Below are 26750 nucleotides of genomic sequence, written 5' to 3'. Positions count from 1 at the left end.
CAGCGGCACGGCTCCGTTCAGCGGATTCGGTCGTCGCGGCGCCGGGTGCGACCGGCCTCGAGATACCCCGACAGCACCGGACCGATGACGGCGAGGGACTGCGGCTCGATCATGTCGTTGTGCCCGCAGTCCACCCGGTGCTCCACGATTCGACCGGTCACCAGCGGTCGCCACTCCTCCGCCGACCGGGCGCGCGTGGTGCCGTCGTCGTCGCCGGTCGCGGGGAAGATCAGCAGCTCGCCATCGTAGACCTGCGGCTCGAACCGGTGGACGAGGTTTCGCGAATTCTCGTATCCGGCGTTGATCCGCTCGAGGTGTTCTCCGCGTAGCCCGGAGTCACTGCCCCACGATTCGTTCAGCAGTTGCGCCGCGCGTTCGTACGTGAGGTCGCCGTCGGTGGCGACGACGAGCCCCAGGCCGCGGAGCAGATCCCGCATGTCGAGCTTCCCGAACAGCGGATCCTCGCCGTTGTCGGGATAGCTGTCCATGACCGTGAGGGTGGCGACGTCGTCGCCTGCACGCTGGAGTTCGACGGCCATCGCGTGGGCGATGACCCCGCCCAGCGACCAGCCGAGCAGGTCGTACGGTCCCTCCGGCTGGATGGCCTTCATCTCCTCGACGTACCGGTGTGCGAGTTGTTCGATCGACTGGTAGTCGCCGTCCCCGCTGATCGTGGGCAACTGCAGCCCGAACGCGCGGCGGTCGGCGGGCAGATACCGGACGAGACCCGCATACCCCCAGGAGAGCCCGATTCCCGGGTGGACACAGAACAGCGGTCGTCCGGTGCCCTCCGTGCGCAGCGGAATGACCACCCCCAGCGCCTCCGTCACCCCGCTCTCCGCCGACGGCACTGCGATCCTGCGGGCGAGGCCGGCCGGGGTGGGATCGAGGAACATCCATTGCAGCGGGATCTTCCGATCGAGCCTCTCCTGCAGGGCGGCGATCACCTTCGTCGCAAGCAGGGAGTTGCCGCTTCTCTCGAAGAAGTTGTCCTCGGCCCCCACCCGGTCGAGCCCGAGCACCTCGGCGAAGACGTCCACGACCGCCGCCTCGAGGTCGTTCGCCGGCAACCGGAAGGCGGCGCCCGACAGGAACTCGGGTGCGGGCAGTGCGGCGCGATCCAGCTTGCCCACCGGCGTCAGCGGAATCTGTTCGAGGACGACGATCGCGGCGGGCACCATGTGGGCCGGCAGACGCTCCCCGACGAGACGGGTGAGTTCCGCGGTGTCGACGTTCGCACCGCCGATCGGCCGGACATACGAGACGAGCAGCGGTTCCCCGGCAGGCCCGGCACGGCCGATGGTGACGGCGAACCCGACGTCGGGATGATCGGTGAGTACGGCGTCGATCTCGCCGGGTTCGATGCGGAACCCGCGGATCTTCACCTGGAAATCGCTGCGCCCGACGTACTCGAGGGTGCCGTCCCGGCGCCACCGCACCACGTCTCCCGTGCGGTACATCCGCTCGCCCGGGGCACCCCAGGGGGCGGCCACGAAACGGGACGCCGTCAGATCGGGCCGACGGTGATACCCGGACGCCAGAGCGCGTCCCGACACGTACAGCTCACCGACGACACCGACCGGCACCGGGCGCAGCCGCGAATCCAGCACGACCTCGGAGACGCCGCGGGTGGGTGCGCCGAGCGTGATCGGCTCGCCGGGCACCAGTGCGTCGCTGATGTTCGACATGATCGTCGTCTCGGTCGGCCCGTAGGCGTTGAACATCCGGCGGCCGGGCGCCCACCGGGCGACGAGTTCGGGTGGACAGGCTTCACCGGCCACGACCAGCATCCGCAGCGACTCGAAGCCGAGGGGGTCCATCGATGCCAGTGCGGTCGGGGTGACGAATCCGTGGGACACCCGCTCGTCGCTCAGCAGTGCGGCCAGTTCGGTGCCGCCGTAGATCGTCGGCGGGGCGATCACCAGCGTCGCTCCCGCGCAGAATGCCATGACCAGTTCGAAGACGGACGCGTCGAAACTCGGCGACGCGAAGTGCAGCACCCGGGCGCCGGGGGTGACGGCGAGGCGGTCGCGCTCCTCCGCGGCGAGGTTCGCCAGCCCGCGGTGTGTGACGGCCACTCCCTTGGGGACGCCCGTGGATCCGGACGTGTAGATGAGATATGCGGGATGTGCTTCGTGCAGCGGCGCCGTCCGGTCCGCGTCGGTGACGGGGGCAGGCGACTGCAGCCGGATCCGTTCCTCGTCTTCGGCGTCGTCGAGCACGATCCAGTTCACGGTGCCGGGCAGCCGATCTCGGTGTGCCCGCAGGGTCACCCCGGACACCGCCCCGGAATCGGTGAGCATGTGCTCGATGCGGTCGAGTGGATACCCGGGGTCGACCGGCAGGAACGCGGCGCCCGTCCGAGCGACGGCCCACACCGACAGCACCGATTCGATCGAGCGCGGCAGGCTCAGAGCGACAGTGGTTCCCGGACCCGCACCGTCCTCGATCAGGCGGCGCGCCAGCCGGTTCGACGCCTCGTCGAGTTCGCGGTAGCTGATCGTCCGGCCCCGGTAGGACACCGCGTCGGCGCCCCGGTCTCGTTCGACGGCGGCCGACAGCAGTTCCGGCAGCAGGACATTCGGGGCGTCGGGTGCGCCGCGCGCCGGGGTGAGCGCCGCGACTTCGTCGGTGCCGAGGATCTCGATGTCGCCGACCGGAACACCGGGTTCCGCGGTGACGGTGCCGAGGATGCGCACGAACCGTTCCGCGAACCCGCGCACCGTGTCGGCATCGAACAGGTCGGTCGCGTAGTCGATCGCACCCACCATGCCCGCCGGGGTGCCGTCGGCGGCGAACCGCTCGTCGAGGATCACCTCGAGGTCCACCTTCACGACGGCGAGGTCGGGATCGAGCCCCTCGACGGTCAGCCCCGGCAACCGCAGAGCGGGATTCTCGGTGTTCTGGAATTCGAGGGACACCTGGAACAGCGGCGAGTGGGCGGTCGACCGCACCGGTCCGACGGCGTCCACCACCCGTTCGAAGGGCAGGTCGGCGTGCGCGAAGGCGCCGAGATCGGCGTCGCGGACCCGCGCGAGCAGGTCACGGAACGGCTGTCCCGCCTCCACCGGGGTGCGCAGGGCCAGCGTGCCGACGAACATGCCGACGAGGTCGTCGAGTGCCGCCTCGCCGCGGCCGGCGATCGGGGTGCCGATCGCCACGTCCCCGGTGCCGCCGAGCCGGCCGAGCAGCACAGCGAGTGCAGCGTGCACGATCATGAACTCGGTGGACCGGTGCTCCCGCGCCGCCGTCCGGATCCGCTCGTGCAGGCCGGGCTCGATCGCGAAGCGCACCCGCTCGCCGCGGAACGACTGCTGTGCGGGACGCCGACGGTCGGCGGGCAGTTCGAGGAGTTCGGGCAGCCCGGCCAGCGCCGACTCCCAGTAGGCCAGTTGCCGCGAGATCAGCGACCCGGGGTCGTCCTCCGAACCCAGCAGCCTGCGTTGCCACAGTGTGTAGTCGGCGTACTGGACCGGCAGCGGCGTCCATCCGGGAGCGCGACCGTGGACGCGGGATTCGTACGCGATCATCACATCCCGCACCAGCGGTGCCATGGAGAAGCCGTCGGCGGAGATGTGGTGGACCACGACGGCGAGCACGTGGTCCGTCGGGTCGAGGGAGAACAGGGCGACGCGTAGCGGAACGGCTTGGGCGACGTCGAAGCCGGCCGTCACGAGCCGGGTGAGCTCCTCCCGGAGCCGACCGTCGTCCGCGACCGCGGTCGGGGCGAGCATCGGCGCGGTAGGCGCGAGGATCTCCTGGACGGGTTCGCCGTCGCGGAGCGGGAAGCGGGTGCGCAACGACTCGTGCCGGGTCACGACGTCCGTGACGGCGGCGGTCAGCGCATCCACGTCGAGGTCGCCGATGAGCCGCACCACCATCGGGATGTTGTAGGCGGGCGAACTCGTGTCGAACTGGTTGATGAACCACATGCGTTGCTGGGCGTAGGACAGCGGGATGCGGTCGGGCCGGTCCCCGGCGGTGAGGGCGGGACGGCCGGACGGACCCGCTCCCGCGTGCTCGATACGCGCGGCGAACGCCTCGACCGTGGGCGCCTCGAACAACGCCCGCACGCCGATGTCGGTGTCGAGTGCGGCGCGCAGGCGGGCCACCGCGCGGGTCGCGCTCAGTGAGTTGCCGCCGAGGTCGAAGAATCCCGCGTCCGCGCTCACCCGGTCGAGTCCGAGGACCTCCGCGAAGACCTCGGCCACCGTCTCCTGGACCGGATCGGCGGGTGCCCGGTATTCGCGCGTGCCGACGTCGAATTCGGGTGCGGGCAGGGCTTTGCGGTCGAACTTGCCGACGGCGTTCAGCGGGATCTCGTCCAGCACCGTGATCGAGGACGGAACCATGTGGGCGGGCAGTCTGCTCGTGAGACGGCGGGTGATCGTCTCGGTATCGAGGGCACGTTCGGGCGCGGGCACCACGTACGACGCGAGGAGCGTGTCCCCGGCCGGACCGCGGTAGGCGACCGTGACCGCGAACCGGACGTCGGGGTCGGCCGTGAGAGTGGTGTCGATCTCGCCGAGTTCGATGCGGAACCCGCGCACCTTCACCTGGAAGTCGCTGCGGCCGAGGTACTCGATGGTGTGCTCGGCAGTCCAGCGCACGATGTCGCCGGTGCGGTACATCCGTTGCCCGGGCTCGGCGGGATCGGCGACGAACCGTTCCGCCGTCACCCCGGGGCGCCGGTGGTAACCGCGCGCCAATCCCGCACCGGCGAGGTACAACTCCCCCGGAACCCCGACCGGAACCGGCCGCAACCGGGAATCCAGCACCAACTCCGTGACTCCGCGAATCGGTCCACCGATGGTGATGCGCTCCCCCGGTCTCAGCGGATCGCTGATGTTGGACATGACCGTGGTCTCGGTCGGCCCGTACCCGTTGTACAACCGGCGTCCCGGTGCCCACCGGGACACGAGTTCGGGTGGGCAGGCCTCGCCGCCGACCACGACGTCGGTGAAATGATCCAGTCCCGCCGGGTCGAGAGACGCGAGGGCCGCCGTGGTGACGAACGCGTGTGTGACGTGCCGGTCCCGGATCAGCTGGGCGAGTTCGTCGCCGCCGAAGACGGTGGTCGGCGCGATCACCATCGTCGCCGCCGCACCGAACGCCTGCAGATATTCGAATACGGATCCGTCGAAGCTCGGTGTCGAGAAGTGCAGCGTCCGGGACTCGGAATCCGCTCCGAAGCGGGCGAGTTGGTCGCGCGCGAAATTGTCGAGACCGCGGTGCGTCACGGTCACGCCCTTCGGCCTGCCGGTGGACCCCGACGTGTAGACGAGATACGCGGCCGTGTCGAGGGTGACCGGTGCCGTGCGGTCGCCGTCGTCGACCGATTCCGCGGATGCGGCCGCGCACTCGGCGGCGAACGCGGGGTCGTCGAGAACGAGCCAGCCGATGTTCTCGGGCAGACGGGCGCGATGCTCGGACGTCGTCAACCCGAGTGCGCAGTCCGAGTCGGTGAGCATGTGCGTGATGCGCTCGCCCGGATAGTTCGGGTCGACGGGCACGAACACGGCCCCGGTCCTGGCCACCGCCCAGACGCACAGCACCGACTCGATCGAGCGTGGAATACCCACGGCCACCGACTTTTCCGGCCCGAGTCCGCGGGCGATCAGAGCACGCGCGAGCCGGTTGGACCGCTCGTCCAGCTCCCGGTACGACACCTCGACGTCGCCGGACGACAGGGCGACCGCATCGGGGTCGACCGCGGCGGCGTCCGTGAAGATCTGCGGGAGCGTGCGGACGGAGCCGGCGGGACCACCGCGGACCGGTACCAGTTCCGCGCGTTCCCGCTCGGTGAGCAGCGACAGCCGGGCCAGCGGCACGTCGGGTCCGGTGCAGGCGTCGAGCACCCGCACCACCCGCTCGGCGATGTCCTCGATCGCGCCGGGGGCGAACAAGCCGGGCACGTACTCGAACTTCAGGTGCAGGCTCGCCGCCGCCGACGCGACGAGACTCAGCGGGTAGTGGGCGGCGTCGCGGGCATCCACACCGGTCACGCGGAGTCCGGCGATGTCGGTGTCTTCCGACAGCCCGGCCCGGTCCACCGGATACGACTCGAACACGGTGAGGGTGTCGAACCCGACGCCGGGACCCGCGGCGTCCTGGATCTCGGCGAGACCCGTGTAGTGGTGATCGAGCATCGCCGCCTGCTCGGCCTGCACCCGCTCCAGCAACGCGCCGAGCGTCTCCTCCGGATGCAGCGTGACGCGCACCGGAACGGTGTTGATGAACAGCCCGACCATCGTCTCGATGCCGGAGAGTTCCGGCGGCCGGCCGGAGACGGTGGCGCCGAACACGACGTCGTCGCGTCCGGTGAGCATCGCCAGCACGATGCCCCATGCCGTCTGCAGAATGCTGTTGAGGGTGAGCCCGCGCGCCCGCGCGGAGTCGCGCAGCAGGTCGGTCCGGTCCTCGTCGAGGTCGAACACCCACTCCCGCGACACGGTCGACAGCTGCCGAGCCCGGTCGGCGGGCACCAGCAGCGTCGGTTCCTCGACCCCCGCGAGGGCGTCCGCCCAGGCCCGCGCGGACAGCTCGGTGTCGCGCCCGCTCATCCACACCAGGTAGTCGCGGTAGTCCCGCACGCGGGGCAGCGGAGAGGGGTCGGCGTCCGTGGCGTACAGCGTGAGCAGTTCCCGGATCATCAGCGGCATCGACCAGCCGTCGAGCAGGATGTGGTGGTTCGTCGACACCAGTCGGCAGCGGCCGCCGGCCGTTCGCACCAGCAGGAACCGGATCAGCGGCGCGGTGGCCATGTCGAAGGGGGTGGTCCGGTCGGCGGCCAGCAGTCGCTCGATCTCGGCGGCCGCCGCGTCCTCGTCCAGTGCGCTCAGGTCGATCTCCCGCCAGGGCACGGCGACCCGGCCCGAGACCACCTGCACGGCCCCGCCCTCGGCGTCGTGACAGAACGCGCTGCGCAGGTTCGGGTGACGGTCGAGGAGTGCGGCGGCGGCCCGGCGCAGTCGTGCGGCGTCGACGTCGCCGCCGAGGTCGAGAATCAGCTGGACGAGGTAGGCGTCCACCGATTCGTCGGCCAGTTCGGCGTGGAACAGCATGCCCGCCTGCAACGGCGACAGCGGCCAGACATCGGTCATCGCCGGGTAGCGGCGCTCGAGGTCGTCGATCGCGCTCTGGCCGAGCCGGACGAGGTTCAGGTCGGACGGGGTGAATCCGCCGCCACCGGACCGGGCGTGCTCGGTGAGGGCCTCGAGCGCGCCGACCCACAGGCTCGCGAGTTCGCCGATGTCGTCGGCGGCGATCACCCCGACGGGGAACGACCACGTGGCGGTGAGGGCGGGACCGGCGGCGGTGTCGGTGGTCCTGGCGTTCACGTCGACGACGGCCGCCGCGGGCAGCCCGGAGTGCGCGGCGGCGGCGAGGCCCGCGTCGGCGACCGGCGTCCAGTCGCCGTCCGGCGCGGAACCCGAACCGAGCCTGCCGAGGTAGTTGAAGCTCACCTGCGCGCCCGGCAGGGCCGCGAGTTCGGGAGCCGTCTCGGCGTCGAGGTAACGGAGCAGCCCGAACCCGATGCCGTGGTCGGGGATCGACTGCAACCGCTCCTTCACCGTCTTGACCGCGGCCCCGGCGGCGGGGCCGGCCGCGAACGCGTCGTCGATGTCCACACCACTCAGGTCGAGGCCCACCGGGAAGATCGTGGTGAACCAGCCGACGGTGCGGGCGAGATCGGCGCCCGGAACCACCTGCTCCTCACGACCGTGCCCTTCGAGATTCACCAGCGCGCCGGACGACTCGATCCCGCGCGCCCGGCGCCAGCGGACGAGCGCCAACGCCAGCGCCGTCAGCAGTCCGTCGCCGACACTCCCGTGGAAGGCCTGGGGAAGCGTCGTCAGCAGCGCCTCCGTCACCTCGACGGGAACCCGGACCTCGACGTCGGAGGTCTGGACGTCGGCTGCGGTGAGGGGCCGCGACCCGAGCGGTGGGTCGGGGGTGTCGAGCATCCGCCGCCACAGGTCGAGTTCGGCTGTGCGAGAAGGCTCCTGCGCCACATCGGTGAGGGCGTGCGCCCACCGGCGCATCGACGTGCCGGTGCCGGGCAGGGTGGGCGGCTCACCCGACAGCACCTGAGCGCAGGCGAGGGCGAGGTCGGGGACGAGGATCCGCCACGACACCCCGTCGACCACCACGTGATGGGCGACGATCAGCAGCCGTCCCGCGGCGGCCGGTGTCGCGCTGCTCGCGAACCACACCGCCTGCACCATCACACCCGACTCCGGGTCGAGCCGGCCCGCGGCGGCGTCCAGTTCGCGGGACGCGGCCTCGGTGAACGAGTCGGCGGCGTCGAGCGGCACCGTGCGCACCACCGCGGTCGCCCGCACCCAGCCGGGCGGCGCGACCGCCATCGCCGCACCGCGCTCGGCCCGGTCACTCCGGTACAGCCGGGCGCGCAGCATGTCGTGCCGGTCCAGGACGGCCTGCATCGCCGCCGTCAGCGTGTCCTCGTCCAGTGCGGCGGGGGTGGTGAACAGCGCAGCCTGGGAGTACCGGCGGAAATCGCCGTCCCTGCCCAGCATCCAGTGCACGATCGGGGTGAGGGGGAATTCGCCGACGCCGCCGCCGGGCAGCTCCTCCAGCGTGACCGCCTGCTCTCCCGCGGTCGCGACCTCCGCGAGCGCGGCAACCGTCTTGCGTTCGAACACGTCCCGCGGGGTGATCACCACCCCGGACGCCTTCGCCCGGGTGACGAGCTGAATCGACATGATGGAGTCGCCGCCGACCGCGAAGAACGAATCGTCGACGCCCACCGATTCGAGGCCGAGCACCTCGGCGAACAGAGCGGCGAGGATCCGCTCCGTTTCCGTCGCCGGTGCGCGGCCGAGCGACACCTGCCGTCCGAAGTCCGGTTCGGGCAGCGCCCTGCGGTCGAGTTTGCCGTTCACGGTGAGGGGCAGGACGTCGAGCACCACCACGACCGCGGGCACCATGTGCGCCGCCAGCCGGCCGGCGACCGCGTCGACGATTGCGGCCGGATCCAGCACCCGGCCCGCCTCGGGCACCACGTAGCCCACCAGTCGTTCGCGCCGCGCCAGCACCACCGACTGCGCCACACCGTCGCAGGCGAGCAGCGCCGACTCCACCTCGCCGAGCTCGATGCGGAAGCCCTTGACCTGAACCTGGAAGTCGTTTCGGCCCAGATATTCCAGCTGACCGTCCGCGTTCCACCGGCCGAGGTCGCCGGACCGGTACATCCGCGAACCGGGTGTGTGCGGGTCGGCCACGAACCGGGTCGACGTGAGCGCGAACCGGCCGAGATAGCCCCGGGTCACCTGCGCGCCCGACACGTAGAGTTCCCCGACCACTCCCGGCGGCACCGGGTGCAGTCGGGAGTCGAGCACGTACACGCGCAGTCCGGGCAGTGCCCGGCCGATCACGGAGGCCGACGCGGACGCGGCGAGTTCCACGTCCAGCGGCAGGTGACTGACGTGCACGGTGGTTTCCGTGATGCCGTACATGTTCACCAGCGCCGGGGCGGTGTCGTCGTGTCGCGCGTACCAGCGGGTGAGCTGCCCCAGGTCGAGGGCCTCGCCGCCGAATACCACGACGCGGAGGGACAGTTCGGTGGCGCCGGCGACCCGGTCCGCCTCGGCGAGTTGGTAGAAGGCGGTGGGGGTCTGATTCAGGACGGTGACGTTCTCGTCCCGCAGCAGTCGCAGGAACATGTCGGGTGAGCGGGTCGTGAAGTAGTCGACCACCACCAGCCGGCCGCCGTGGAGCAGCGCACCCCACAGTTCCCAGACGGAGAAGTCGAACGCCGCCGAGTGGAACATGGTCCACACGTCGGAGGCATCGAACCGGAACAGCGGTTGCGTGTTCGCGAACAGGGTGACGACGTTGCGGTGCGCCACCTGAACGCCTTTCGGCTGCCCCGTCGAGCCGGACGTGTAGATGACGTACGCCACCGAGTCCGGGCGCGGCGGCCCGGTCCGGTCGCCGTCGGTGACCGGCAGCGGCGACGTACGGCCGAGTTCGGCCACCGTCTCCGCACTGTCCACGAGCAGGAGTGGGACCCCGCTCGCCCGGACCGCGTCGGATTCGGCCTCGGTGGTCAGCACACACACCGGCCGGGCGTCGGCGAACACGAACGCGAGCCGCTCCGCCGGGTACGTCACATCCACGGGCACATAGCCGGCACCCGACTTCACCACCGCGAGCAGCGCCACCACCAGGTCCACCGACCGCGCGGCGGCGACGGCCACCAGGGTCTCGGGGCCGGCGCCCCGCGCGATCAGCAAACGCGCCAGGCGATTCGCCCGGGTGTCCAGCTCGTCGTAGGTGAGCGAGACGCCTTCGCACACGACGGCCGTCGCGCGGCGGGATCGCTGCGCGGCCCGCTCGAAGAGGTCTACCAGGGTCGCGTCCGGGGCCGGGGACTCGGCGAACGCCGGCAGCACCCGGTCCCGCTCCGCGCTGTCCAGGATCTCGATATCGCCCACGGGAAGCTCCGTGGCCGCGGCGACCGACTCGAGCACCCGGAGGAACCGTTCCCCGAATCGGACCACGGTGTCGCGATCGAGCACGTCCGTCGCGAACCGCAGTCCGGCACTGAGTCCGGCGGGCGCGCCGTCACTGTCGATCTGCTCGGCGAGACTCAGTTCCAGGTCGAACTTCGCGACGCCCAAGTCCACGCCGAGCGAATCGACGGTGAGTCCGGGCAGTTCGAGGTGGGTGCCCTCCGCGTTCCGGAACTCGATCAGCACCTGGAACAGTGGGGTGTGCGACGTGGATCGTTCGGGGGCGAGATGGTCGACCAGCCGCTCGAACGGGATGTCCGCGTGCTCGAACGCACCGAGGTCCGCCGCCCGCACCGCGGTCAGTACCTGACCGAACGACGCCCGCGGATCCACCACCGTCCGCAGGACGAGCGTGTTCACGAACATGCCCACCACGTCGTCGAGCACCGCCTGCCCGCGACCGGCGACGGGCGTTCCCATCGTGACGTCGTCCGTGCCCGACAGCCGGGACAGCAGGACGGCGAATGCCGCGTGAACCGCCATGAACAGTGTCGAATTATGTTGTGCTGCGATCGTGTTCAACGCACGGTGCAGCCGGGCAGGCACGTCGAACTCGACGACGTCCCCGCGGTAGGACCGCTGGACGGGGCGCGGCCGGTCTACCGGGATCTGCAGCACCTCGGGCGAACCGGACAGGGTGTCCGTCCAGTAGCCCAGTTGCCTCGACAGCACCGAGTCCGGATCGTCCACCGCACCGAGGAAGTCCCGCTGCCACACGCTGTAGTCGGCGTACTGCACCGGCAGCGGGGTCCAGCCAGGCGTCTCCCCCACGGTCCGGGCGGTGTACGCGAGCATGACGTCGCGGGCCAGCGGCATCATGGAGAACCCGTCGGCGGCGATGTGGTGCACGACGATGGCGAGGACGTGCTGCTCGGGTTCCAGCTCGAACAGCCGTGCGCGGAACGGGATCTCGTCGCTCACGTCGAAACCGGCGCCGACCAGGGCTGCGAGGGCGTCCCGCAGTGCGCGGTCACCGGCGGCGGCCACCGGATCGAGGCGGGGGGTGGCCCGCCCGGCATCGACGATCACCTGGTGCGGTCCGTCGACCGACCCGGGAAACACGGTGCGGAGCGATTCGTGCCGCGCGACGACGTCGCCGACCGCCGCGAGCAGGGCGGCGTGATCGAGGACCCCGGTCAGTCGCAGGGCGATCGGAATGTTGTAGGCGGGCGACGACGTGTCGAACTGGTTGACGAACCACATGCGTTGCTGCGCCAGCGACAACGGGATCCGGTCGGGGCGCTGTCGTGCGGCGAGCGCCACCGACGGGGTGGCCGCCGTCACCGCCGAGTCGATCCGGACCGCCAGATCGGCGACGACCGGCGCGTCGAACAGTGCGGCCACGCCGATCCCGGCGTCGAGGGCGGAGTTGATGCGCGCGACCGCCCGGGTGGCGCTGAGCGAGTCGCCGCCCAATTCGAAGAAGCTGTCGTCCGCACCGACGCGCAGGGCGCCGAGCACGTCGGCGAACACCTGCGCGACAGCCTCCTCGACCGGAGTGGTGGGCGCCCGGTACCCGATGGTCGCCGACGTGAATTCCGGTGCGGGCAGAGCCTTCCGGTCGAGCTTGCCGACGGGGGTCAGGGGAATCTCGTCGAGGACGACCACCGCGGCGGGCACCATGTACTTGGGCAGGATCCGGCCCGCGAACGCGAGCACGTCCGGCGCCGCCACCTCCTCGCCGTCGTGCGGCAGCACGTACGACACCAGCGCCGTGTCCCCCAGCGGTCCCGGCCTGCCGAGGGTCGCGGCGAAGTCGAGGTGCGGGTGGGTGGTGAGAACGGAATCGATCTCGCCCAGTTCGACGCGCTGACCGCGGATCTTCACCTGGAAGTCGCTGCGCCCGAGGTATTCGAGGGTGTGGTCGCGGGACCAGCGCACGACGTCGCCCGTGCGGTACATCCGGCCGCCGCCGTAGGGGTCGGCGACGAACCGCTCCGCGGTGAGCGCGGGCCGCCGGTGGTACCCGCGGGCCAGCGCCGGTCCCGCGATGTACAACTCGCCGGGCACCCCGGCCGGAACGGGCTGCAGCCGCGCATCGAGGACCGACAGCGCGATGCCACGGACAGGCCCCCCGATGGTGACCGGCTCGCCCGGTCTCATCGGCTGGCTGAACGTGGTGAGGATGGTGGCCTCGGTGGGGCCGTACCCGTTGAACATCGCCCGATCCGCACCCCACGCGGCGACCAGTTCGTCGCCGACGGCGTCGCCGGCCACGACGAGCGCCTCGAGGTGCTCGATGCCGTCGCGCTCCACGGTGGCCAGGACGGCCGGGGTGATGCAGGCGTGGGTGACGCGTTCGCGGCGCAGCAGCGCCGCCAGTTCCGCCCCGCCGTAGACGTCGGGGGGAGCGATCACGAGCGTCGCCCCGGCGGCACAGGACTGGACGAGTTCGAGTATCGCCACGTCGAAACTGGGTGAACAGATGTGCAGGCACCGGGAGTCGGGTGAGACGGTGTAGTGCTCGGTCTGCTCGGTGAGCAGGTTCGCCAGACCGCGGTGGGTGACGACGACGCCCTTCGGCCTGCCGGTGGACCCGGACGTGTAGATCGCGTACGCGGCGTGGTCGACGTCGAGCACCGACCGGCGGTCCAGGTCGGTGACGCGGACCGGCGATGCGGCGGCCCACGTGCGGTCGAAGGCAGGTTCGTCCAGCACCAGCCACGGCACGGAACCGGGCAATCGGTGTCGGTGAGCGGACGTCGTCACACCCAGTGCCGCACCGGAATCGGCCAGCATATGTTCGATGCGATCGGCGGGATAGTTCGGGTCGACGGGCACGAACGCCGCGCCCGCCTTCGCGACCGCCCACACCGCCAGCACCGATTCCCGTGATCGGGGTAGCCCGAGCGCCACGAACGTCTCCGGCCCGGCACCGCGTTCGACGAGGACGCGGGCCAGCGCGCTCGACCGCTCGTCGAGCTCGCGGTAGCTCGTCTCGCGTCCGTCGAAGACGAGCGCGGGGGCCTCCGGCCGGTTCCCGGCCGAGGCGGTGAGGATCTCGGGCAGGGTCTTCGGCGGCCCGGCGGGGGCCCCGGACACCGCCGTGTACTCCTGGAGTTCGGCCTCCGACAGCAGGGTGAGGTGGGCGATGGGTGTGTCGATGTCCGCCAGCATGATCTGCACGACGCGCGCGACGCGGGCCGCCACCGACTCCGCGAACTCGCTCCGGAAGACGTTCGGCTGGTATCGCAGTCGCAGGTGCAGTCCGGTGTCGACGTGCGCCATCAGGGTGAACGGATAGTGGGTGGAGTCGATCCCCTCGATCCCGGCGACGTGCATGCCGTCGATGTCGGTGTCTTCCGACAATCCCATGCGGTCCACCGGATAGGACTCGAACACGGTCAGCGTGTCGAAGGCAGCACCTTCCCCGACGGCGCGCTGAATCTCCGTGAGGCCCACGTAGTGGTGATCGAGCAGGGCAGACTGTTCACGCTGGAAACGCTGCAGCAGTTCCGCGAGCGTCTCCTCGCGGCGCAGGCGCAGCCGGACGGGCACCGTGTTGATGAACAGCCCGACCATCGACTCGATGCCGGCGACTCCCGGTGGGCGGCCGGACACCGTGGCTCCGAAAACCACGTCCTCGCGCGTGCCGAGTGTGGTCAGCACCAGTCCCCACGCCACCTGGACGAGGGTGTTCATCGTCAGTCCGTGTTCCCGCGCGAGCGCCTCGAGCGCCCGGGTCTTCTCCTCGCCCACGTCGAGGCGCACGTCCTCGGGTTCGGCGAAGCTCTGCTCGCCGCGCGCCGCGGGGGCCACGAATGTCGGCTCGTCCGAGCTGGCGAGGGCGGATACCCAGGCGGCCGTGGAGCGTTCGTGGTCCTGCGTGCCGATCCACTGCAGGTAGTCGCGGTAGGACGTGACGCGGGGAAGGGCCGTCGTGTCGCCGTCCGTGGCGTAGAGGATCAGCAGGTCCTTGATCACCAGGGGCGTCGACCATCCGTCGAGAAGGATGTGGTGATGGGTCACGACCAGCCGGTACCGGTCGGGTGCGGTGCGCAGCAACGTGAATCGGAGCAGCGGCGCCTCGGACATCTCGAACGGGACGGCGCGGTCGGCCGCGACGAGCGCCTCCACCTCCGCGGCGATCCGGGTGTCGTCGAGATCCGACAGGTCGACGTCGGTCCACGGCGCGGTCGCCCCGGCGAGTACCACCTGGACCGGTCCGCCACCGGTCTCCGCGAACGCCACCCTGAGGTTCGCGTGCCGGTCGAGCAGGCCCTGTGCGGCGCGGCGGAGCCTGGCGGAGTCGACGGTGCCGCGCAGGTCGAAGACCAGCTGCACCTGATACGCGTCGAGGCGATGCTCGGACAGCTGCGCGTGGAACAGCAGACCGGCCTGCAGCGGTGACAGCGGCCAGACGTCGGCGAGGTCCGGGTAGGTGCTCTCGAACCGGTCGATGTCTGCCTGCCCGACGGACACCAGATCGAGATCGGACGGCGTCAGCCCCCCTGCGCCCGGGCGGCTCGCGTGCTCGGCCAGGGCGGTGAGTCCCCGAACCCACAGTGCGGACAGCTCTTCCACGTCCTCGGCGGCCAGCACACCGGTGGGGTACGACCACGTCGCCGTGAGTACCGGTGCGCCGTCCCGGACGGTGGTGGCAGCGTTGACGTCCACGACCCAGGCGGCGGGCATGTCGTAGTTCTGGGTTCCGCCGAGGTCCCCGCTGCCCGCGACGGGTAGCCAGGGCACGTCGCCCCCGCTCGTCGCCACCCGGCCGAGGTAGTTGAAACTCATCTGCGGTGGCCGGAATCGGCGCAGTGCCTCCGAGCCGACCGGATCCAGGTATCGCAGGATCCCGTACCCGATGCCGTGATCGGGGATGGCGAGGAGTTGTTCCTTGATCGCCTTGATCGCGGACCCGGCCGCGTCGTCGCCGGCGAGGGCGGCGTCGATGCCGATGCCGGTGAGGTCGAGTCGCGCCGGGAACAGTGTGGTGAACCACCCGACGGTGCGGGACAGGTCGGCGCCGGGCACGACGTGGTCTTCGCGGCCGTGACCCTCGAGGTTGATCAGTACGTCGGCCATCTCGACCCCGCGGTGCCGCCGCCACCGAATCATTGCCAGTGTGAGCGCGGTGAGGAGGCCGTCGCCGACGGTGCCGTGGAACGCGGCCGGCAGTGTGGTGAGGAGAGCCTCGGTGACGGGTGCGGGCACGTCGACGGTGACGCGGCCCGTCGTGGCATCGACGTCGACGGCCGAATCCAGCGGCCGGAAGCCGAGGAGCGGGTCGGGGCCGTCCAGGATCGACTGCCACCGCCCCGCTTCGGTGCGACGGGCCGACGCGGCATCGGTGAGTCCGTGCGACCACCGCCGCATCGACGTCCCCACGGCAGGCAGCGCGGCAGGCAGACCCTCGGCGGCGCGAGTGTGGGCCGCCGCCAGATCCGCGATCAGGATCCGCCACGACACGCCGTCGACCACGAGATGATGCGCGACCAGCAGCAACCGCCCCTGCCCGCCGGGACCGTCGAACCAGAGCACCTGCACCATGCTGGCCGAGGCCGGGTCCAGGCGGTCCGCCGCCGCGTTCAGTTCCGCTCTCGCCACCGCATCGAAGTCGCCGGCGTCGAACGACGTCACGGGCACGTGATGGATCAGCGCATCGGCGGGCACCGATCCGGTCGGCAGCACCGTCATGGCCCACTGCCCCGACTCGTCGACGGCGAGCCGCGCGCGGAGCATGTCGTGACGGTCCAGCACGGCGTCGACGGCGGCGGCGAGATCGCTACGGGTGAGCCGGGGCGGCGCGGTGACCAGCACGGCCTGGGAGAACCGGTCCAGCCGGCCGCCGCTTCGTCCCAGCATCCACGCGACGACGGGTGTGAGCGGAACCGGGCCGACGCCACCGCCGGGCAGTTCCTCCAGCACCACGGCATCCGCGCGCTCGTAGTGGGCCACCTCGGCGAGACCGGCGACGGTCCTGCGCTCGAACACGTCCCGCGGGGAGAGGACCAGACCCGCTGCCTTCGCGCGGGCCACCAGCTGGATCGACATGATGCTGTCGCCGCCCAGCGCGAAGAACGAATCGTCCACACCCACCGACTCGAGTCCCAGCACGTCCCGGAACAGGCCGGCGAGCAGCGCCTCCGTCTCGGTGCGGGGCGGACGACTGTCGGTGACGGCGACACCGAAGTCCAGTTCCGGCAGCGTCTTCCGGTCGAGCTTGCCGTGGACCGTCACCGGGAGCGCCGCGATCACCACGACAACGGCGGGCACCATGTACGACGCGAGGCGCGTGCCCGCGAACTGCAGCACTTCGCCCGGATCGATGTCCACTCCGGGTTCGGGGACCACGTATCCGATCAGCCGGTCGCCCGAGCGTTCGTCGCGGCGCACGTCGGCGATCGCCGCCGCCACGTCGCCGTGCGCGAGCAGCGCCGACTCGACCTCGCCCAGCTCGATCCGGAATCCGCGGATCTTCACCTGGAAGTCGGTGCGCCCGAGGTAGTCGAGTTGCCCGTCCGTCGTCCAGCGCACGAGGTCGCCGGTCCGGTACATCCGGCTGCCCGGCGGCCCGAAGGGGTTCGCCACGAAGCGTTCCGCGGTGAGCGGGTATCGGCCGTGATAGCCGCGCGCGAGCGCCGGGCCCGCGAGGTACAGCTCCCCCGCGACCCCCGCCGGTACGGGATGCAGCCGCTGATCGAGGACCGCCTCGGTGAACCCGAGCGTCGGCGCGCCGATCGTGACCGGTTCGCCCGGCACCAGCGGGGTGCTGATGCTCGACACGACCGTCGACTCGGTCGGACCGTACGCGTCGAACATGGCCCGGCCCGGTGCCCAGCGGGCCACCAGTTCCGGCGGGCACGTTTCGCCGCCGGTCACCACGCACTGCACGCTCTCCAGACCTGCGGGATCGACCGAGGCGAGCGCCGCCGGGGTGACGAAGCAGTGCGTGACCCGCTCGCGCAGCAGCAGTTCCGCCAGCTCGTCGCCGCCGTAGACGGACGGGGACGCGATGACCATCGTCGCGCCCGGCCCAACCGCCAGCATCAGCTCCAGCACGGAGGCGTCGAAGCTCGGCGACGCGAAGTGCAGGGTCCGGGAGGCCGCGGACGTGCCGAACGTGCTCTGCTCCGTCGCAGCGAAATTCGCCAGACCGCGGTGCGTGGTCACCACACCTTTCGGCCTGCCCGTCGATCCCGACGTGTAGATCACGTACGCGGGGTGGTCCACGTGCAACGCCGACGTGCGGTCGGTGTCGGTCACCGCCGCCGCCGGGAGCAGCGCCAGCTCGGCCTCGGTCCCGGGGTCGCCCGGCACCAGCCACGGAATCGACGTGGGAAGGGCTGACTGCACCGCGGCTGTCGTGAGACCGGCGACGGCGCCCGAGTCGCCGAGCATGTACTCGATGCGCTCGGCCGGATGGTTCGGGTCGACCGGCAGGAACGCGGCCCCGGTCTTGGCCACCGACCAGACGGCCAGCACGGATTCGATCGACCGCGGCAGTGCCAGAGCCACCACCTGTTCCGGGCCGACGCCCCGCTCGATCAGGAGCCGGGCGAGCCTGTTCGACCATTCGTCGAGGTCCCGGTAGGACACCTGACGTCCTTCGAAGACCAGCGCCACGGCGGCCGGGTCCGTGGCCGTGGCGGCCGTCAGCAACTGCGGCAGCGTCCGAGCGGCAACGCCGGGGCCTCCGCTCGCGGACGTCAGTGCGGCCCGCTCGCCGGCGCCGAGGACGTCGACGTCGCCGACCGGGGCGTTCGGCGATTCGGTGACGGCGCTCAGGATCCGGACCAGGCGCTCGGCGAACCCGGCCACCGTGTGGTCGTCGAAGATGTCGGTGGCGTACCCCAGCGCCGCACTGATCCCCGCGGGATGACCGTCGGCGTCGAGGTTCTCCCGCAGCGTCAGCTGGAGGTCGAAATTGATCGTGTCGAACGCGAGGTCGAGGGGTTCGACATGGAGGCCCGGCAGTTCCAACTCGGGGCGCTCGGTGTTCTGGAATTCGAGCATCACCTGGAACAGCGGTGAGTACGCCGTCGAACGGGAGGGCCGCAGGCTCTCCACGACACGTTCGAACGGGACGTCCGCATGCGTGAACGCCCCGAGATCGGCCTCGCGGACCTGCGCGAGCAGCTCGGCGAACGTGCGAGCGCCGTCGACGGGGGTACGGAGCACGAGGGTGTTCACGAACATCCCGACCAGGTCGTCGAGCTCGGCCTCGCCGCGGCCCGCGATGGGGGTGCCCACGGCGATGTCGTCCGACGCACTCAGCCGCGACAGCAGGACCGTCAGCGCGGAGTGCAGGGCCATGAACACGGTCGATCCGTGCCTGCGTGCGAGTTGCACGACGCTCCGGTGGAGGTCCGGGTCGATGTCGAATTCGACGCGGCCCGCGCCCAGGGTGCGGGCGGCCGGGCGGGGCCGGTCCGTCGGCAGTTCCAGCACATCCGGCAGGTCGGCCAGGGTCGCGGTCCAGTAGTCGAGCTGGCGGGCGAGAGGCGAACCGTCTGCGTCTTCGTCGCCGAGCCAGTCTCGGTGCCACAGTGAGTAGTCGGCGTACTGCACGGGAAGCGGGGTCCAGTCGGGCGCGGCGCCGCGGCACCGGGCGGTGTACGCCGACAGGACGTCGCGGGCGAGCGGAACCATCGAGAAGCCGTCCGCAGCGATGTGATGCACGACCACGGCCAGCACGTGCTCGTGGTCGTTCACCCCGAACAGCCGGGCCCGCACCGGTGCCTCCGTCGTCACGTCGAACCCCGCGGAGAGCAGGCGGTGGAGTTCCGCGTCGAGGTCCGCCGACGCGACGGCGTGCGGTGTGAGTGCGGGCGCCACCTTCTCCGCCGGGAGGATCACCTGCCGCGGACCGCTGTCGGTGAGGGGGAAGACGGTGCGAAGGGACTCGTGGCGCTCGACGACGTCGGCGACGGCCGCCTCCAGCGCCTGCGCGTCGAGGGTGCCGGCGAGGCGGAGCGCGATCGCGACGTTGTACGCCGCACTGGCCGTGTCGAACTGGTTGATGAACCACATCCGCTGCTGTGCGAGCGAGACGGGGACCTCCCGCGACGGATCCCGCGGGGCCGGCGGCGGCCGGGATTCCGGGCGGGAGTCCCCGGCCTCGGCGCGGGCGGCCAATCCGGCGACGGTCGGGGCGTCGAACACGTCCCGCACCCCCAGACGGTCGCCGACCGCAGCGTTGACGCGGGCGACGAGCCGGGTCGCGGTCAGCGAGTTCCCGCCGAGTGCGAAGAAGTTGTCGTTCGCCCCCACCCGGACGCTGCCGAGCAGATCGGCGAACACGGCGGCGACGATCTCCTCCACCGGATTGCGCGGGGCGACGAAACCCACCGTCGATGTGCCGAAGTTCGCTTCGGGCAAGGCTTTCCGGTCGAGTTTGCCGTTGACCGTCAGGGGCAGGGCGTCGATCACCACGACCGCGGCCGGCACCATGTACGACGGAACGCTCGCCCCGACCGCGTCGAGAACCGCCGCCGCGTCGACATCCGCACCCGTCTCCGGGACCACGTAACCCACCAGCCGGTCACCGTCCCGGTCGTCGCCGCGCACCACGACCACCGACTGCGCGACCCCGGCACACGCGGCCAGCGCCGCCTCCACTTCGCCGAGTTCCACCCGGAATCCGCGCAGCTGCACCTGGAAGTCGCTGCGCCCCACGTACTCGAGCCGCCCGCCCGCACCCCACTTCACGACGTCGCCCGAGCGGTACATGCGCGCCCCCGCCCGGTGGTGGTCGAACGGGTCGGCGACGAAACGCGTCGAGGTCAAACCCTGCCTGCCGATGTAGCCGCGGGTCACCTGGTCGCCGGACACGTACAGTTCGCCCACCACCCCGGGCGGTACCGGATGCAGCCGGCCGTCGAGGACGTAGACCCGCAGACCGGGGAGTCCGCCGCCGATCACCGAGCCCGGCACGGACGCCGCCAGCGCGCGGTCGAGGGCGAGGAAGCTGACGTGCACCGTGGTCTCGGTGATGCCGTACATGTTCACCAGCACGGGGGCCCGGTCGTCGTGCCGGGTGTACCACCGCTCCAGTTGCCCGACGTCGAGGGCTTCGCCGCCGAAGATCACGTGCCGCAACGACAATGGCGCCTGATCGGTGTCCTCGACGGCGTCCGCCGCGCGATCGGCCTCCGTCAGCTGGTAGAACGCCGTCGGGGTCTGGTTCAGCACCGTCACCCGTTCCCGGCGCAGCAGTTCGAGGAACGTGTCCGGCGATCGTGCGGTGAAGTAGTCGACCAGCACCAGCCGGCCACCGTGGACGAGCGCACCCCACAGTTCCCAGACGGAGAAGTCGAAAGCGTACGAGTGGAACAGCGTCCACACGTCGGACGAGTCGAATCCGAACAGTTCCCGGGTGTTGGCGAGCAGCGTGACGACGCACCGGTGCGACACCTGGACGCCTTTGGGTCGCCCGGTGGACCCCGACGTGAAGATGACGTACGCGACGGCGTCGGCCCGCAGCGGCCGCAACCGGTCCGAGTCGGTGACCGGCAGCCCGGACAGTTCGGCCACCGCACCGGCCGTCGCCGGATCGTCGATCGCCACCACCGGGATTCCGGCCGGTGCCAGCGACGCGAATTCGGCGCTCACCACGGCGCAGACGGGTCGCGCGTCCTCGAACATCGCTGCCACCCGCTCGGCGGGATAGCTGGTGTCGACCGGCACGTACCCGCCACCGGCGGCGAGCACCGCCAGCAACGTCACCACGAGGGCAGGTGTGCGATCCACCATCACCGCGACCAGCGACTCGGTTCCCACCCCCTCGGCGATCAGCAACCGGGCCAACCGGTTCGCCTGCTCGTCCAGTTCGCCGTAGGTCAGCGTCGCGTCACCGCACACGACCGCGGTGGCGTCCGGGGTCGACGCGGCCACCCGCGCGAACAACTCGACCACGGTCTGCGCGTCGGCGGTGACGCCCTCGTGGTTCCATCGGTCCAGCACCAGGTCGCGCTCGACCGCACCGAGAACCGGGATGTCCCCCACCACCGCCGCCGGGTCGTCGACCACCGCCCGCAGCACCCGGACGAAGCGTTCCCCGAACCCCTCCACCGATGTCCGGTCGAACACATCCGTCGCATAGAGGAAGGCAGCGGACATTCCGGCGGCGGTGCCCTTCTCGTCGTGATGTTCGGCGAGCGACAGCTGGAGGTCGAATTTGGCGACCCCCGGGTCGACGTCGACCGCCTCGACTGTCAGGCCCGGCAGTTCGAGGTGGGCGCGCACGGTGTTCTGGAATTCGAGCAGTACCTGGAACAGCGGCGAGTGGGACGTCGACCGGCCTGGTGCCAGCTCGTCGACGACGCTCTCGAAGGGAACGTCCGTGTGCCCGAACGCGCCCAGATCCGTGTCGCGGGCCCGGGCCAGCACGTCGGTGAACACCTCACCCGGCTCCACCGGAGTCCGCAGCACCAGCGTGTTGACGAACATCCCGACCAGGTCGTCCAGCGCCGCCTCACCGCGACCCGCGATCGGGGTGCCGATGGCGACGTCACCCGCCCCGGACATCCTCGACAGCAGTACGGCCAGCGCCGCGTGCATCACCATGAACAGGGTTGCGTGGTGCTCGCGCGCGAGGAGGAGCAGTTGCCGGTGCAGGCCCGCGTCGATCGCGAACGCCGCGGTCGCTCCCTCGAGTGAGCGGGCGGGCGGCCTGTTCCGGTCGAGCGGCAGGGCGCTGACCTCCGGCAGTTCTGCGAGCACACCGCGCCAGTACTGCAGTTGCCGGGACATGAGGCTGTCCGCGTCCTCGGCACTGCCGAGAAGGCGACGCTGCCACACGCTGAAGTCGGCGTACTGCACGGGCAGCGGCTCCCAGCTCGGCGGCGTCCCGGACCGGCGCGAGGAGTACGCGACCATCAGGTCGCGGGCCAGCGGCGCGAGCGACGCCCCGTCGGCGGCGATGTGATGCACCACGATCACCAGCACGTGTTCGTCGGGGCCGGTCCACAACAGCGCCGCCCGCAGCGGGACCTTCGCGCTCACGTCGAATCCGCCCGCGAGGAGGGTCGCGATCCTCTCGTACAGCGACTCGTCGCCGTCGACGTGCGGGGTGAGGTCCGGGACGACGTCCGCGGTGTCGACCACCACCTGGTAGGGCCCGTCCGTTGACGCGGGATACACGGTGCGCAGCGACTCGTGCCGCTCGATCACGTCGCCGACCGCTTCCCGCAGCGTGTCCGCGTCCAGAGGTCCGGTGAGGCGCACGGCCATCGGGATGTTGTACGCCACCGACGACGTGTCGAACTGGTTGATGAACCACATCCGTTGCTGCGCCAGCGACAACGGGATCCGGTCGGGCCGCTCCCCGACGACCAGGGGCGGTCGGTCCACGAGTTCGGTCCCCGCACGCCGAACGTACGCGGCCAGCAGTTCGGCGGTGGGCGCCTCGAACAACGCCCGCACACCCACGTCCGATCCGAGCGCCGCGTTGACGCGCGCGATCACCCGCGTCGCCACGAGAGAATTGCCGCCGAGGTCGAAGAAGCTGTCGTCGACACTGATCCGTTCGACGCCGAGGACCTCGGTGAAGACCTCGGCGATCGACTCCTCGACCGGGTCGGTTGGCGCCTTGAACTCCGCGGCCGCGGACAGGAACCGCGGTTCCGGCAGCGCCGCGCGGTCCAGCTTCCCGACCGGGGTCAGCGGGATCTCGTCGAGCACCACGACGACCGTGGGAACCATGTACGCCGGCAACCGGTTCCGCACCTGCCGCAGCAGTTCCGTCGTCTCGATCGGCCTGCCCGGAGCCGGGACGACGTACGAGACCAGGACGGTGTCCCCGGTCGGTCCCGGCCTGCCGATGGTGACGGCCAGTCGCACGTCCGGATGCGTCTGCAGCATCGCGTCGATCTCGCCGAGCTCGATGCGGAAGCCCCGCACCTTCACCTGGAAGTCGCTGCGGCGCAGGTATTCGAGGGTGTGGTCGGGCCGCCACCGCACCACGTCACCGGTGCGGTACATCCGGCCCCGGCCGTACGGGTCGGCGACGAACCGCGCCGCGGTGAGACCGGGACGGCGGTGATACCCCCGGGCCACACCGGCACCGGCGATGTACAGCTCACCGGGTACCCAGACGGGTACCGGATGGAGCCGGGCGTCGAGTACCACTTCCTCGGTACCTCTGATCGGACCGCCGAGTGTGATGGGGTCACCCGGGGTCATCGGTGCGCTGATGTTCGCCATGACGGTCGTTTCGGTGGGACCGTACGCGTTGTGCAGCCTGCGGTCCGGCGCCCACCGGGCCACCAGTTCGGGCGGGCAGACCTCACCGCCCACGACCACGTCGAGGAAGTCGCCCAGCGAATCCGGCGGGATCGTGCCCAGCGCAGCCGTGGTGACGAAGCCGTGCGTGACACGTTCCGACCGCAGTAGGTCGGCCAGTTCCGGGCCGCCGTACGCGGACGGCGGCACGACCACCATCGTGGCACCCACCCCGAACGCCTGCAGGTACTCGAAGACGGACGCGTCGAAACTCGGCGTCGAAAAGTGCAGTGTCCGTGACGATCTCGTGGCGCCGAAACGTTCCTGCTGGTCGGCCGCGAAGTTGTCGAGCCCGCGGTGCGTGACAGTGACGCCCTTCGGCTGCCCCGTCGAGCCGGACGTGTAGATCAGGTACGCGGAATTGTCGAGGTGCAGGGGCCGGATGCGGTCGGAGTCGGTCAGCGGACGGTCGGAGCGGGCGGCGCAGTCGGCCTGGAAGTCCGCGTCGTCGAGCACGCACCAGGGAATCGAATCGTGGAGGCGTCCCCGGAGCGACTCCTCCGTCAGGCCCAGCACCGCACCGGAATCGGCGAGCATGTAGTCGATTCGGTCGGGCGGGTAGTTCGGGTCCACCGGAACGAATGCCGCCCCGGCCTTGGCGACGGCCCACACGGACGCCACCGACCGGAACGAACGCGGCAGTGCCAGCGCGACGAACGATTCCGGCCCCACCCCGCGGTCGATCAGCATGCGCGCGACCTGCGTCGACCACCGGTCCAGCTCGCGGTACGACAACTCCTCGCCCTGCCGCGACAGGGCCGTCGCCGCCGGATCCAGTGCGGCGGCGTCCGCGAAGAGGTCGGGCAGGGTGCGCTCGGACCGGCCCGGTCGTCCTCGTACCGGTGCCAGCGCGGAACGTTCGTCTGCGGAGAGGATCTCGATGTCACCGACCGGAACCACCGGATCGGCCGCCATCGCGTCGAGGATGCGGAGGTACCGCTCGGCGGCCACCCGAATCGTGTGGGCGTCGAACAGGTCGGCGGCGAAACCGAATTCGACGGCGACACCCGCCGGATCGCCCGACTCGTCGGCCGCTTCGGTCACGGTCACGCACAGGTCGAGGCCGGAGACGGCAGAACCCGGGGAGCCGGGCGCGCGGGTGTCGAGCAGCACCTGGAAGATCGGTGCGTACGCGTCCGACACCGACACGTCGAGCTCCCGGACCAGCCGGTCGAACGGAACACCGGTGTGCGCCACCGCGTCGGTGGCGACGTCCCGGACGTGCGACAGATAGTCGCGGCACGACTCCTCGCTCGCGTACCGCGACCGCACCACCACGACGTCCGTGCGATCGCCCACGTCCACAACCGTTCCGACGGCGATGTCGCTGCTACCCGTCACCCGCCCCAGCAGGATCGACAGGGCCGTCAGGAACACCGTGCGGCCGGTGGTGCCTGCGGCGTCGGCCAGTGCGGCCACGCGGCGGTGCAACTCCCTCGGCACCACCACGGTGACCCGATCGCTCGTCTGCGACAACCTCGCGGGCCGCCGATGATCGGTGGGCAACGGCAGGAGGTCGGGCAACCCGTCCAGCTGCCGGCGCCAGTAGTCGATTTCCGCCGCCTCGCGCAGAAGTCGTTCGCCGGTGCGGGAACTGGTCTCGTGGATGCTGCCCACCCGGGACGCCGGGTCTGCGGTGGCCAGTTCCTCGAGCAGTTCGACGAACTGACGATGGTGTTCCCGCAGTTCCGCGTCCTCGTAGCGGCTGGGGTTCGCACGGAAGTCCACGAAGATCCGGGTGGGAGTGCCGCTCTGATACACGTTGATCAGCAGGTCCTCGACCGGACCCGACGTGACGATGTGGAAATCGCCGAGGAGCGAACCCAGCGCGACCTCCTGGCGGAACAACATGACGTTCACCATCGGCCCGTACAGTGCCGTCGTCGCGGTGTCGCCGGCGTCGCGGCGGATGTCGTCGAGGCTGCACCGCTGGTGTCGCAGTGCGGCGACCAGCTCACGCTGCACCTTCTCGATCAGTTCCGCGACGGTGTCGTCGGCCCGGACACTGACGGGCATCGGTGCCACGTTGACGAGCATGCCCCCGGAATTGCGCAGCACCGCCGTGGTGCGGGCCGACACCGGAATGGTCACCAGCACATCGGTTCTGCCGGTACGTCGCGACAGGTAGCACGCCGCGGCCGCGATGATGGTCGCCGCCGACAGGCTGTCGCGGGAATCGAGAACGGCCACGACGTCGTCCGAGAGGACAGCGCTCTCCACCGTGCTGGTGGCCGACACCTGCCCCGCCGTCCGCGCCAGCGTGCTGCCCTCGAGCCCGGCGACCCGCCCCGCCCAGTACTCCCGATCGGTCACGAACCGCTCGGAGGCGCGGTACCGGCTGTCGATGTCGTACAACTGCCGCAGGCTCACCGCCCGGTTCGGATCCGGTTCGCGGCCCGCGACTTTCGCGGAGTACCGGTGTGCGATGCGGCGCAGCATCGTCATGGCCCCGTAGCCGTCGAGAGCAACGTGGTGAATCCTGCTGTACCACAGGAAGTGTGTGTCACCGGTCTGCAGGATCGACGTCTCGACCAGCCGGTCGGCGCTCAGATCGAGCGGCGTGACGTAGTCACGTTCCATCCATGCGTGCGCCGCCGCCACCGGGTCCTCGTCCGCGCGGAAGTCGACGTACGCGATCGACGTGTCCGTCCGATGGTCCACGTACTGCAGCGGCCGCCCGTCGACGTCGTACACCTTGAGGAAGGGCGATTCGAATTCGCGGGCCGCTTCCACCGTCTCCTGCCGGAGCAGGTCGATGTCGAGGACACCGTGGAACTCGACGTACTGGGCGATGGAGATCGGGACCAGCGGTTCGAGTTGCTGCGCGAACCACGTGGCCCGCTGGGCCGCCGAGAGCGGAATCGGTTCGCCGCCGTCCGGAACACGGAGGTCCGCGGGGCGGCGCGTTTCTCCCGCCCCCGGAACGGGTCCTTCACCTTGTCCTGGGCACACTCGAACTCGACCTCGCCCCGCCCAACCAGGACG

1 protein-coding gene is annotated in these 26750 nt (G+C 70.8%); it reads right to left on the bottom strand.

From position 1 onward, the window contains the following. Window positions 1-17: 17 nt before the first annotated feature. Window positions 18-26717 carry a non-ribosomal peptide synthase/polyketide synthase gene (locus QM841_RS02735; protein ID WP_283330820.1) on the bottom strand — a complete coding sequence of 8900 codons (26700 nt, stop codon included), beginning with the start codon at window positions 26715-26717 and terminating at the stop codon, window positions 18-20. Window positions 26718-26750: the final 33 nt, after the last annotated feature.

This window comes from Rhodococcus sp. IEGM 1307, from assembly GCF_030056915.1.
GTDB lineage: Bacteria > Actinomycetota > Actinomycetes > Mycobacteriales > Mycobacteriaceae > Rhodococcus_F > Rhodococcus_F opacus_D.
Note: the sequence above shows the minus strand (reverse complement) of the source record. Positions and strands in the feature narration are given on the sequence as shown.